The sequence below is a fragment of the Pseudonocardia sp. ICBG1034 genome, assembly GCF_020131375.1.
Classification (GTDB): domain Bacteria; phylum Actinomycetota; class Actinomycetes; order Mycobacteriales; family Pseudonocardiaceae; genus Pseudonocardia; species Pseudonocardia alni.
This window is the reverse complement of the sequence record NZ_JAHLEK010000017.1, coordinates 797,437-809,486: the sequence shown is the minus strand read 5'-3', so window position 1 is coordinate 809,486 and position 12,050 is coordinate 797,437. Positions and strand designations below refer to the sequence as shown.

Genomic DNA, 12,050 nt, shown 5'->3' with positions numbered 1-12,050 from the left:
TGCACCGGGAGGGCCGAGCGGGCCGCGGCCGGGTCTCACGGCAGACCGACGAGGATCCCGCCCGGCTCGGGAGCCGCGGCCAGCGCCCCGGCGAGCGCGTCCAGCCCGGCCCGCCGGGTGACCAGCCGGCCCGGGTCGAGCCGCCCGTCGGCGACGAGCGCCATCAGCTCCGGGTAGTCCGATGCGGCCATGCCGTGGCTGCCGGTGACGGTCAGCTCGTGCGCGATCATCAGCGGCACCGGCACCACCGGCTCCCGGGAGAGCAGACCGACCTGCACCAGCGTCCCCTGCCTGCGCAGCGACCGGACGCCGAGGTCCAGGGCGTCCGCGCGGCCCGCGGCCTCCACCGCGAGGCGGGCGCCGCCGTCGCCGACGGCCCCGCGCACCGCGTCCGGGCCGTCCGCGGTGTCCACCGCCGCGACCGCGCCCAGCCCGACCGCCCGGGCCCGCGCCGCGGGCGAGGGGTCCGCGACGACCGCCTCGGCGCCCAGAGCCGACGCGATCAGCACCGCGGCCAGCCCGACCCCACCCGCTCCGAGCACGAGGACCCGCTCCCCGGAGGTCAGCCGGCCGCGCCCGACGAGCGCCCGGTGCGCGGTGGCGACCCGGCAGCCGAGCAGTGCGGCGCCGGCGGCGTCGGTGTCGTCGGGGACCGGCACCAGGTTGTGGTCGGCGTGGTGCAGCGCGACGAGCTCGGCGAAGGACCCGTCGTGGGTGAACCCGGGCTGCTGCTGGTGCGGGCAGACCTGCGCGCGGCCCGCCCGGCAGTCCGGGCAGACACCGCAGCCGCAGACGAACGGCGTCGTGACCCGGTCACCGGACCGGAACCGGGTGACCCCGGCGCCGGTCGCGACCACGTGCCCGACCAGCTCGTGGCCGGGCACGTGGGGGAGCGTCACGTCACCGTCGTGCCCGGCCCAGGCGAACCGGTCGCTGGCGCACAGCCCGGTCGCCTCCACCCGCACGACGACCCCACCCGCGGGCGGGGTGGGGTCCGGCAGGTCCACGACCTCGGGCGGCGCGCCGAACGCGGTGATCCGTACTGCTCGCATGGGGCGATCCTCCCAGCGGGCCTGACCGGGCTGACGGCCCTGCCGGGGCTCGCCGACGCGGTCAGACCGGGCGGGTCATGACGACCAGCCCCGGGCCGGGGTCGCCGTCGGCGACGAAACCGGTGCGGACGTAGAAGGCGATCGCCCGGGCGTTGCCCGGTTCGACCTTCAGCGACAGGGTGGCCGAGCCGAGCTCACGCGCGGCCGCGACGACGGCGTCGACGAGCGCGTCGGCCAGCCCGGTCCCGCGCGCGTCGGGATGGACCCACATGCCGTAGAGCTGCCCGTCGCCGTCGTCACCGGCCCGCCAGCAGGCGGTGCCGACCGGCCGGTCGCCGTCGAAGGCGCCGAAACGGACGTGCTCGGCCAGGACCAGCCGCCAGGCGGCCGGTTCCATGGCCGCCTGCTCGCGGTAGAAGTCGCTGTCCTCACCGAAGCCGTCCCGTACCGAGGCGAGCCGGGCTGCGCGGGCCGGCTCCCAGTCGTCGGGCCCGAAGCGCCGCACCTGCAGTTGCACGGCGTGACGCTAGCGCGGAACCGGCATCCGTCAGGATGTCGACAACCGGCGGATGTGGTCAGTCGGTCGTCGTGCCGCCGGGGCCGTAGTGCCGGGGCGTGAACACGACGGTCGCGCCGCCGCGCTCGACCGCCCGGGTCGTCGACGAGCCGACCACCACCAGGGTGCGCATGTCGACCTGCTCCGGGTCCAGCTCGCCCAGCGTGGTGACGACGATCCGCTGCCCGGCGCCGCCGACGTCGCGGCCCAGCACCACCGGGGTCTCCGGTGCACGGTGCTCCAGCAGCACGTCACGGGCCGCGCCGACCTGCCACGGCCGGGCCTTCGAGCGCGGGTTGTAGATCGCGATCGCCAGGTCCGCCGCGGCCACGGCACGCAGCCGGTCCGCGACCACGTCCCACGGCTTGAGCCGGTCGGACAACGAGATCAGGGCGTGGTCGTGCCCCAGCGGGGCACCGACGGCGGCCGCCACGGCCTGCGCCGCGGACATGCCGGGCAGCACCCGGACCGGGACGTCGTGGTACTTCGGCTCCGCCGCCACCTCCAGCACCGCGGTCGCCATCGCGAACACCCCCGGGTCCCCGGCGGAGACGACGGCGACCCGCCGCCCCGAGGCGGCCAGGTCCAGCGCGTGCGCCGCCCGCTCGGACTCGACCCTGTTGTCCGAGGCGTGCCGGGTCTGGCGCGGGTTCGGCGCCACCCGGTCCAGGTAGGGGCCGTAGCCGACGAGGTCGTCCACCTCCGACAGGGCGCGGGCGACCTGCGGGGTCAGCCAGTCCCGCCCGGCGGGACCGGTCCCGACCACGACGACCTCACCCGGCCCGCGCACCGACCGCTCCTCGGCCGCCGCGCCTGCGGGCTCCACGACGGACGCGACGGCCTCCTCGGGCACCGAGGCGGCGACCTCACCGGGGACCAGGGCGATCGCGAAGTAGGGCACGTCCGAGGGGTCCACGTCGGACAGCGGGCCGGTCCGCTGGCCCTCCATCGTGGCCCGTTCGACGTAGCGGGCGCGGTCGAGCACGCCGGCGTCGGCCATCGCCCCGCGGACCGTGGTGAAGGTGCGCCCGAGCTTCATCACCGCCGCCGAGTCGGTGCCCGCGAGCCGCCTCGCGAGCTCCTCGCGGGGCAGCGTGCCCGGCAGCACGGTGAGCACCTCGTCGCGCTCCACCAGCGGCTGCCCGATCGCCGCGGCGGCGCCGCTGATCGAGGTGACGCCCGGGACGACCTCGGTCGGGTAGCGCCCGGCCAGCCGCTTGTGCATGTGCATGTAGGAGCCGTAGAAGAGCGGGTCGCCCTCGGCGAGCAGTACGACGTCGCGGCCCGCGTCGAGGTGCGCGGCGAGCCGGGCGGCGGCCTCGGTGTAGAACGCGTCGATCGCACCCTGGTAGCCGCCGGGGTGGTCGGTGGCCTCGGTGGTGACCGGGTAGACCAGCGCCTCCTCGATCGCGGTGCCCGACAGGTGCGGTTCGGCGATCCGGCGCGCGATGGAGCGGCCGTGCCGGGCCGAGTGGTAGGCGATCACGTCGGCGTCGCGGACGAGCCGGGCGGCCTTGATCGTGGTCAGCTCGGGGTCGCCCGGACCGAGGCCGACGCCGTAGAGGGTGCCTGTCACGCGATGATCTCCTGCTCGTGGGCCAACGCGTTCAGCGCCGCCGCGGTGATCGCCGACCCGCCACGCCGGCCGTGGACGACGAGGTGCTCCAGGTCGGTCCGCTCGGCGAGGGCGGCCTTGGACTCGGCGGCGCCGATGAACCCCACCGGGATGCCGATGACCGCGGCCGGGCGGGGTGCGTCGCCGCGGTCGATGAGGTCCAGCACGTGGAACAGCGCGGTCGGGGCGTTCCCGATCGCGAGCACCGCGCCCTCGAAGCGGTCGGCGAGCAGCTCCAGCGCGGCCGCGGACCGGGTGTTGCCGATCCGGCGCGCGTGGTCGGGCACCCGGGCGTCGCGCAGCAGGCAGAGCACCTCGTTGTCCGCGGGCAGCCGGGCGGAGGTCACCCCGGAGGCGACCATCATCGCGTCGCACAGGATCGGGGCACCGGCCCGCAGCGCGGCGCGTGCGGCCGCGACGACGCCGTCGGAGGCGGCGATGTCGTCGACGAGGTCGACCTGGCCGCAGGCGTGGATCATGCGGACGGCGATGTCGTCGACGCCGGGCGGGAGTCCGGAGAGGTCGGTCTCCGCGCGGATCGTCGCGAACGAGCGGCGGTAGATCTCGTTGCCGTCGGTGATGTAGTCGTACCCGCTCAGCGGAGCTCCTCGGTCGTGATCGTGTGTCCGTCGATGACGTAGGTGCCCGGCCCGGTGGCCACGGCGACGCGGTGCGCGGTGTGCGGGGCGCCGCAGCGGCGGGCGCAGCCGACGACGTGCAGCATGTCCGGCCCCGCGCCCGTCCGCGGGCCGCCCCGGCCGATCAGATCGAGCGCATGGGCACGCACGTCGGCCAGGGACTTCGCGCAGCCCGGCGATCCGGCGCAGGCGCTCACCCGCAGCGCGGGGTGCCCGGGGTCGACGACGAGTCCCGCCCCGGCCAGCCGGTCGGCGGCACCGGCTGCCGGGGTGGGCAGCACGAGGGTGCGCCACGGGGTGACCAGCAGCCCCGGGGCCTCACCGGCCAGCACGTCGAGCTGCGCGGCCGAGAGCTGCCCGAGCAGGGGCGCGACGCCCAGTGCTCCGCCGTCGGACACGCCGACGAGCACGTTCGCGCCCTCCGCGCGGCGGGAACGTGCCGATCGACCACCGGTGTCGCCCGCGGACCGGGCTCCGGGTCCCGGCGCGGGCGTCGTCCTGCGGCCGGAGAGCCGGGCCGGGATCCCGGTCGCGGCTCCGGGCAGCTCCGCGGCGCGCCAGGCCCGCGCGGCCGGGTCGGCGCTGTGGGCGGCCCGCAGGTCGAGGAACGCCGCGGCCGCGTCGAGCAGCAGCACGGGGGCCTCGGCGGGGGGACAGGAGAGGCCGGTCGTCTCGCCCGCCACGACCAGCTCGCCCCCGTCGGAGCCCCGCGCCCGCCAGCACAGGTCGGGGCGCTCGGCGGCGACGTCGCCGCGGCCGTCGTCGAGGGCGAACAGGAACCGGCCGGGCAGCGCCGACAGCGTGGGGCGCGCGCACAGGCCGCGGTCGAGCACGGTGGCCAGGCCGCGGACGTCGGCGAGGCCGCCGTCGATCCCCGACAGGGGGGAGGCCAGCACGTTGCGGACCCGCTCGTGGGTCCTCGACGGCAGCAGCCCGGCCGCCGTCAGCCGCTCCACCGGGCGCGGGTCGGCCGGGTCGAGGCCGCGCAGCTGCAGGTTCCCGCGCGAGGTCAGGTGGACGGCGCCGTCGCCGGCGTCGCGGGCCAGCGCCGCGACCGCACGCAGCGCCGCCGCGGTGACCGTCCCGCCGGGCAGCCGGACCCGCGCCAGGGCCCCGTCCGCCGCCGCGTGCGGCGACACGACGCCGGGGCAGGCGTCGGCGCGGGTACGGGTGGTCGGCGACGGCACGCCGGACACTGTAGGCATCCACGACCGGTGGGGGGACCCGCCCGGGGCGGCGGTCACACCTCGTCAGGTGTTCAGGTCACGGCAGGTACCGGCGGGCACCGGAGTAGGCCGCGTCGAACCGCACCGGGGTCACCCGGACCGGGGTGGCCGCGTCGAAGGCCTCGATCATCGTGCCGTCGCCGGCGTACATCGCGACGTGCGTCGCCGGGGAGTTCCAGAACAGCAGGTCACCGGGGCGCAGGTCGGCGGGGTCGTCGACCGGGCGCCCGCCGCGGGACTGGTCGGAGGCGTCCCGCCCGACGGTGATCCCGTGCAGGGCGTAGGTCAGCCCGGTCAGCCCCGAGCAGTCCGGGCCGAACCCGGAACGCCCGCCCCACAGGTAGGGGCGGTCCAGGAACAGCCGCGCGGTCGTGACCAGACCCTCTCCGGTCGGGGAGGGCGGGGCCCCTCCGCGCAGCTCACCCGCCGCCAGCCACGCCTGGTCGCCGCCGGGCAGCGCGACCCGGACCGCGTCGCCCGCCTCGCCGACGACCGGCAGCCGGGTGCCCACGCTGACCTCGCGCAGCCGTTCGGTGCGTGCCGGGTCGCGGTACAGCCAGGCCGTCGCGACCCCGTCGACGGTGCCGGTGGGCGCCCCCGCGGCGAGCGCGCCGAACGCGGGGTCGTCGACGAGCTGGGCCGCGGGGACCCAGCCGGGGTAGCCGCGGCCGTCCTTGCCCGACGGCTGGCCGGGCACGACGACCCGCGCCCACCCGTCGCGGCGCTCGGTCACGGTCACCGGGGCGCCGAGCAGCGCCTGGGTCTGGGTCCGCGAGGCGGTGGTGAGCTCGCGGCGGTCCGCGCTGCTCATCGACCCCATCCACGCGGCCGGGTCGGCCGGGGCGGCGACGGCGGCCCGGTCCCGCGGGCGCGGGCTGTCCGGTGAGGTCCACACGGTCGCGACCGACACGGCGACGAACGTGCGCCCCGGTCCGTCGGCGGCCGCGGGCAGGGCGACCGCGGGCAGGACGGCGCAGCCGAGCACCGCGGCGAACAGGACGGACAGGACACGGGGCACGGCGGGGACTCTCGACAGCCGGGTGGGCCGGGGCAAGCAGCCACACCGCCGGGTCACCACGACGGGTGGAGTGGCCCCGCCCACACGGGTGGGTTCTCATGGTGCGGTGCGCCCCCACCGGATCACCGCGGCCGTCGTGACGGTGCTGGCCCTGCTCCTGGCCGGCTGCGGTGCGGGCTCACGCACCCCGGCCGCGACGGCGACGCTCGTGCCGTGCGCGTTCCCGCCGCCCGCGCAGAGCCTCGACGTGCGGGTGCTGGCCTACAACTCCTCGGCCGTCGACCCGTTCACGAACACGATGGTCCGCAGCTGCTCCAGGGACGGCGTGACGCTGCGCCACGAGCCGATCGACTTCGCCGGGCAGACCCAGAAGACCATCGCGACGCTGTCCGGGCGCTACGGCACCTACGACATCGTCGAGACCTACGGGCTGGTGGTGCCGCAGTTCGCCTCGACCGGGAAGCTGCGACCGCTCGACGACCTCGTCGCCCGGTACCGCGAGGAGTACGGCCTGGACCGGCTGAGCCCGGAGATGCTGGCGGCGCTGTCCTACGACGGGAAGCTCTACGGGCTGCCGACCATGGCCCAGCCGTTCACGCTCGTCTACCGCCGCGACGTGTTCGACCGGCTCGGCCTGGCCCCACCCCGGACCTTCGCCGAGCTGCGCGAGGTCGCGGCCCGGGTGCAGCGCGACGGCGGGATCCGCTACCCGCTGGCGCTGCCGTTGCTCGCGAGCGCCGACATCGCCACCGCCTACGACGCCGCGCTCGGCTCGCTGGGCACCGACTACGTCGACCGCGACACCGGCCGCCCGAACTTCACCACCCCGGCCGCGGCACGGGCGTTCACCGAGCTGCGGTCGCTGCTGCCGTTCATGGACCCGCAGGTGACGACGTTCGCCCAGCCCGCGGTGCAGCAGCAGATGTACAACGGCTCGGCGGCGATCGCGATCATGTACAGCGGCCGGATGTTCGACCTGGTCCAGGAGCGCAACAGCCGCTTCTCCCGGGAGTTCGCGTTCGCCCCGCCGCCGTCGGTCGCCGGTGGCGACGTGCTCTACAACTCGCTGTCGGTCGACGGCTGGGCGATCCCGGCCAACACCGAGGTCGACCCGGACCTGCTGTTCCGGTTCCTGGCCGCGTCGGTGGGACCGGAGTCGGCGCGCGCGGCGGTGCCGGCGGCGTTCCCGTCGCGGCTGGGCAGCGTGACGCCGGCCAGCAGCCCGTTCGCGCCGGCACAACTGGAGGCGCTGGGGAAGGCCCCGCCGCCCGAGCCGTTCCCGTGGACCTCGCGCATCTCGGTCGCGACGCGGCCGGTGGTGGCCGACGTGCTGGCCGGGCGGATCCCCGTGGACCAGGGGCAGCAGCGGATGCAGGACATCGCCACGGCGATCGTCGCCGAGTACCGGGAGGTGGGCTGAGCCGCCCGGGCGTCGTCCGGCCCTTGTCAGGTGCGGCCCGCGACTTCTAGTGTATGCGTATGCACCTCACTGAAGCGGACATGCGGCGGATCGGCTCGCCCGTCACCGTGGCGAAGGCGCCGGCCGTCGCCGACAGCGCGGACCTGCGCGACCCGGCCGTGGTCGCCACCGTCTCGGAGATGCTGCGCACCATCTCCGCAGGCGGGATGGACGCGGTGCTGCGCTACGCCCGTGACCTCGACGGGTTCACCGGCTCCGACCTGCTCGTCGGTCCCGCCGAGCTCGCCCGGGCCGGGGACGAGCTGCCCGCGGACCTGCGCTCGGCGCTCGACGCGGGCGCCGACCGGACCCGCCGGTTCGCCGGGATGCAGCGGGCGCGGCTGCAGGACTTCGAGTCCGAGGTGCTGCCCGGGGTCGTGTGCGGACAGCGCCTGGTCCCTGTGCAGAACGTCGGCGCCTACCTCCCCGCGGGCCGGTTCCCGCTGCTGGCCGGCGCGTTCATGACCGTCGGCGTGGCCGGGGTCGCGGGCGTGCCGAACGTCGTCGCGGCCACCCCGCCCTCGCGCGACGGCCGCCCGCACCCGGCCGTGCTCTACGCGGCGCACATCAGCGGTGCCGACGCGGTCTACGCCGTCGGCGGTGTGCAGGCGCTCGCGGCCATGGCGTTCGGGCTGCTCGACGGGACGCCCTCGGACATGATCGTCGGCGCCGGCAACGCCTACGTGGCCGAGGCCAAGCGCCAGCTCTACGGACAGGTGGGCATCGACGTGCTGGCCGGGCCGTCGGAGGTCGCCGTGATCGCCGACGACACCGCCGACGCCGCGACCGTCGCCGCGGACCTGCTGGCCCAGGCCGAGCACGGGCCGACCTCGCCCGCATCCCTGGTCACGACCTCCGGGCGGCTGGCCGAGGAGGTGCCGCGGGAGATCGAGAAGCAGCTCGCGGGCCTGGCGACCGCCCCGATCGCCGGGGCGGCCTGGCGCGACCACGGCACGGTCTACCTGGCACCGGACCGGGAGACGGTCGCCCGGGTCATGGACGTCCTCGCTCCGGAGCACCTCGAAGTGATCGCCGAGGACCTCGACTGGTGGCTGGGCCGGCTGCGCAACTACGGATCGCTGTTCCTCGGTCCGCACTCGACGGTGGCCTACGCCGACAAGGGCATGTCCGGTACCAACCACGTGTTGCCGACGACCCGGGGCGCGCGCTACACCGGCGGGCTGTCGGTGGCCGGCTTCCTCAAGCAGCTGACCTACCAGCGGGCGACCCGCGAGGCCACGCTCGCCCAGGCCGGGCCGACGGTCACCGTCTCGGACTTCGAGCAGCTCGTCGGGCACCGCGACAGCGCCCGCATCCGACTCGACGCGCTCCGGGACTGAACGCGCATGCGTATGTACGAGCGAGCCGCTTCCGGCGGCCGTGGCGCCCGTCCGCCGATGGTCGCGGTGGTGGTCGCCGTCGTCCTGCTGCTCGCCGGGTGCGGCGCCGGGTCGCGGACACCCGCCGCCACCGCCACGCTCGTCCCGTGCGACTTCCCACCGCCACCGTCGTCGGTGGACGTGAACGTCCTGGCCTACAACTCCTCGGCGATCGACCCGTTCACCAACTCGATGGTGCGCAGCTGTTCCAAGGACGGGGTGACCCTGCACCACGAGCCGGTCGACTACGCGGGCCAGTCGCAGAAGACGACGGCCACGCTGGCCGGGCGCTACGGCACCTACGACATCCTCGAGACCTACGGGTTCGTCGTCCCGCAGCAGGCCTCGACCGGCAAGCTGCACCCGCTCGACGACCTGATGAACCGCTACGGAGCGCAGTTCGGGCTCGACCGGCTCGACCCGCAGATGCGCGCGGCGCTGTCCTACGACGGGAAGCTCTACGGCATCCCGATGCAGGCGCAGACCTTCGTCATGGCCTACCGCCGCGACGTGTTCGACCGCCTCGGCATCACCCCGCCGCGGACCTTCGCCGAGCTGCGCGAGGTCGCAGGCCGCATCCAGCGCGACGGCGGGATCCGCTACCCGCTGGCCCTGCCGCTGCTGGCGAGCTCGGACGTCGCGACGGCCTACGACGCGGCACTGGGCTCGCTGGGCACCGACTACGTCGACCGCGACACCGGCCGCCCGAACTTCACCACCCCGGCCGCGGCACGGGCGTTCACCGAGCTGCGGTCGCTGCTGCCGTTCATGGACCCGCAGGTGACGACGTTCGCCCAGCCCGCGGTGCAGCAGCAGATGTACAACGGCTCGGCGGCGATCGCGATCATGTTCAGCGGCCGTATGCTCGACCTCACCCTGCCGGCGAACAGCCGGTTCGCGACCGACTTCGCGTTCGCCCCACCGCCGTCGGTCGCCGGCGGGGACGTCCTCTACAACGCGCTGTCGGTGGACGGCTGGGCCATCCCGGAGAACACCGAGGTGGACAAGGATCTGCTGTTCCGGCTGGTCGCCGCGTCGGTGGGGGAGGAGTCGTCGCGGGCCGCGGTACCCGCGGCGTTCCCGGCCCGCGAGGGCATGGTGACCCCGGCGAGCAGCCCGTTCGCCGCGGCCCAGCTCGACGCGATCGGCCGGGCGTCCCCGCCGGAGCCGTTCCCGTGGACCTCACGGATCAGCAACGAGACCCGCCCGGTCGTCGCCGACGTGCTGGCCGGCCGGACGACGATCCCGGACGGTCAGCAGCGGATGCAGGAGATCGCGACCGCGATCGTCGCCGAGTACCGGCGCTGACCCCCTTCCCACCACCCACGAGAGCGAGGTGAGGCGACCATGCGCAGGCGCGAGTTCCTGGGACTGGTCTCCCCGAGCCTGCTGGTGATGCTCGGCCTGCTGCTGTTCCCGCTCTACAAGACCGTGGAGTGGAGCCTGCAGCGGGTCAACTACGGCGAACCCGGCACCTTCCTCGGCCTGGACAACTACGCCCAGGCCCTGTCCGACCCGCGGCTCGGGCGGGCGGTGCTGTTCACCGTCGGCCTGACCGTCGCCGTCGTCGCCGTCCTGCTGGTCGGGGGCTACCTGCTCGCCGTGCTGGTCAACGGGCTCGGCCGGTCCCGCCCCTGGGTGCTCGGCGTGCTCCTGGTGTCCTACGTCGTGCCCAACGTCGTCGGCGCCACGATGTTCTCCTGGCTGTTCGACTCCAACTTCGGCGGCGTCGTCAACTACCTGATCACCGAGCTCACCGGGGCCGAGATCCTCTGGTTCACCGAGCCGTGGGCGAACCGGGTGATGATCGGTCTCAACACGGTCTGGTTCATGCTGCCGTTCGCCATGCTGGTGATCCTCGCCGGGCTGCAGGGCGTCCCGGGGGAGATCGTCGAGGCCGCCCGGATCGACGGCGCCACCGGCTGGCGGGTGCACTGGCACGTGATCGTGCCGAGCATCCGGGGCGTCCTCACCTTCGTCTCGATCATCTCGATCATGGACGTGCTGCGGACGTTCGACCAGCTCGTCCCGCTCTCGCCGCAGGCACCGCAGATCGGCAACGAGTCGATCATGCTCTACATCTACAACATCGCCTTCCAGGACGGCGGCCAGCAGCTGGGGCTCGGCAGCGCGATCAACGTGCTGCTCATCGTCCTGATCGTGCTGCTGCTCTCCCCGTTCATCCGGGACATGGCCAAGGAGGCCCGCCAGTGAGCAGCGTGCAGACCGCCCCGCCGGCGACCACCCCCGGCCCGCCCGACGACACCGGCCCCGCCCCGGCCCGCCGCCGCCCGCGCGGGCGGACCGTCCTGGTCGGCGGCCTGCTGCTGGTGATCTGCTGGGTGATGCTGAGCCCGGTGCTGTGGACGGCCATGTCGGTCACCAAGCCGACCGACGTCGCCTTCCTCGACCCGCCGGTGTTCACCTGGGAGCCCACCTTCACCGCGTTCGTCGACCTGTGGCAGACCACCGAGTTCTACCGGTACCTGCTCAACACCCTGGTCGTCGCGCTGATCAGCACGGTCATCGCGCTGCTGATCGGCATCCCCGCCGCGTACGCGCTGTCGCGCTACCCGGGCTGGGTGTCGGTCGCGCTGCTCATCGCGGCGCTGATCTTCCGCGCGCTGCCCCGGTTCGCGGTCGTGCTGCCGATGTACGAGCTGTCGCGTTCGCTGGGGATCTACGACACGACCTTCGCCGTCGCCGCGGCGCTCGTGGCGATCAACCAGCCGTTCTCCATCTGGCTGCTGCGCAACTTCTTCGCCGAGATCCCCAAGGAGCTCGACGAGGCCGCGATGCTCGACGGCTGCAGCCGCTTCCAGATCCTGTGGCGGGTGATGGTGCCGCTGATGGGCCCGGGCATCCTCACCGCCGGGATCTTCATGTTCCTGTTCGCGTTCCAGGAGTACCTGACGGCGAACGTCCTCACCGACGTCGTCGCCCGCACCGTCCCGGTCTTCATCGCCACCCAGCTCGGGCAGACGCTGCCGATGCTGCAGCAGGCCGGCGCCGCCGCGATCCTGCTGACGCTGCCGGTGATCGGGTTCGCCTTCGTCGCCCAGCGGTACCTGGTGGCCGGTCTGGGCGCGGGCTCGGTCAAGGGCTGA

11 protein-coding genes are annotated in these 12,050 nt (G+C 74.8%); 5 read left to right on the top strand and 6 right to left on the bottom strand.

What is annotated here, in order from left to right:
• Nucleotides 1-35: 35 nt before the first annotated feature.
• The 6 genes from KPF22_RS18455 to KPF22_RS18430 form a co-directional block, all read right to left on the bottom strand.
• Complete coding sequence (locus KPF22_RS18455) at nt 36-1,052, bottom strand: alcohol dehydrogenase catalytic domain-containing protein (RefSeq protein WP_224402796.1); 1,017 nt, start codon at nt 1,050-1,052, stop codon at nt 36-38.
• A gap of 61 nt (nt 1,053-1,113) precedes the next feature.
• Entirely contained in the window at nt 1,114-1,569 is a 456-nt protein-coding gene (locus KPF22_RS18450) for a GNAT family N-acetyltransferase (RefSeq protein WP_208819573.1), read from the bottom strand.
• Nucleotides 1,570-1,627: 58 nt separating this feature from the next.
• Nucleotides 1,628-3,184, bottom strand: a complete 1,557-nt coding sequence (locus KPF22_RS18445; RefSeq protein WP_224402795.1) for a precorrin-2 C(20)-methyltransferase — start codon at nt 3,182-3,184, stop codon at nt 1,628-1,630.
• Nucleotides 3,181-3,822 carry a precorrin-8X methylmutase gene (locus KPF22_RS18440; RefSeq protein ID WP_224402978.1) on the bottom strand — a complete coding sequence of 214 codons (642 nt, stop codon included), beginning with the start codon at nt 3,820-3,822 and terminating at the stop codon, nt 3,181-3,183. Before KPF22_RS18440 ends, KPF22_RS18445 begins: the two co-directional genes overlap by 4 nt.
• Nucleotides 3,819-5,048, bottom strand: a complete 1,230-nt coding sequence (locus KPF22_RS18435) for a precorrin-3B synthase (RefSeq protein WP_224402794.1) — start codon at nt 5,046-5,048, stop codon at nt 3,819-3,821. Before KPF22_RS18435 ends, KPF22_RS18440 begins: the two co-directional genes overlap by 4 nt.
• 76 nt (nt 5,049-5,124) lie before the next feature.
• The gene (locus KPF22_RS18430) at nt 5,125-6,105 is read right to left on the bottom strand and encodes an NlpC/P60 family protein (protein WP_208819576.1); all 981 of its coding nucleotides are present in this window, start codon (nt 6,103-6,105) and stop codon (nt 5,125-5,127) included.
• Nucleotides 6,106-6,211: 106 nt separating this feature from the next.
• On the opposite strand from KPF22_RS18430, the gene KPF22_RS18425 reads away from it, so the two are divergent.
• The 5 genes from KPF22_RS18425 to KPF22_RS18405 are packed head-to-tail and all read left to right on the top strand — an operon-like array spanning nt 6,212 to nt 12,050.
• Nucleotides 6,212-7,525, top strand: a complete 1,314-nt coding sequence (locus KPF22_RS18425) for an extracellular solute-binding protein (RefSeq protein WP_224402793.1) — start codon at nt 6,212-6,214, stop codon at nt 7,523-7,525.
• Nucleotides 7,526-7,584: 59 nt separating this feature from the next.
• Nucleotides 7,585-8,904, top strand: a complete 1,320-nt coding sequence (hisD, locus tag KPF22_RS18420) for a histidinol dehydrogenase (protein WP_224402792.1) — start codon at nt 7,585-7,587, stop codon at nt 8,902-8,904.
• Nucleotides 8,905-8,916: 12 nt separating this feature from the next.
• The gene (locus KPF22_RS18415; RefSeq protein WP_224402791.1) at nt 8,917-10,251 is read left to right on the top strand and encodes an ABC transporter substrate-binding protein; all 1,335 of its coding nucleotides are present in this window, start codon (nt 8,917-8,919) and stop codon (nt 10,249-10,251) included.
• A 39-nt stretch (nt 10,252-10,290) separates the two neighbouring features.
• Nucleotides 10,291-11,157, top strand: coding sequence for a carbohydrate ABC transporter permease (locus KPF22_RS18410; protein ID WP_062402601.1), 867 nt, complete (start codon nt 10,291-10,293; stop codon nt 11,155-11,157).
• The gene (locus KPF22_RS18405) at nt 11,154-12,050 is read left to right on the top strand and encodes a carbohydrate ABC transporter permease (protein ID WP_208819579.1); all 897 of its coding nucleotides are present in this window, start codon (nt 11,154-11,156) and stop codon (nt 12,048-12,050) included. The genes KPF22_RS18410 and KPF22_RS18405 overlap by 4 nt, the downstream gene beginning before the upstream one ends.

What these genes read in the sequence shown, in the direction of transcription:
- hisD (WP_224402792.1), top strand. Translation starts at nt 7,585, where the DNA reads ATGCACCTCACTGAAGCGGACATGCGGCGGATCGGCTCGCCCGTCACC.
- KPF22_RS18410 (WP_062402601.1), top strand. Translation starts at nt 10,291, where the DNA reads ATGCGCAGGCGCGAGTTCCTGGGACTGGTCTCCCCGAGCCTGCTGGTG.
- KPF22_RS18455 (WP_224402796.1), bottom strand. Translation starts at nt 1,052, where the DNA reads ATGCGAGCAGTACGGATCACCGCGTTCGGCGCGCCGCCCGAGGTCGTG.
- KPF22_RS18415 (WP_224402791.1), top strand. Translation starts at nt 8,917, where the DNA reads ATGTACGAGCGAGCCGCTTCCGGCGGCCGTGGCGCCCGTCCGCCGATG.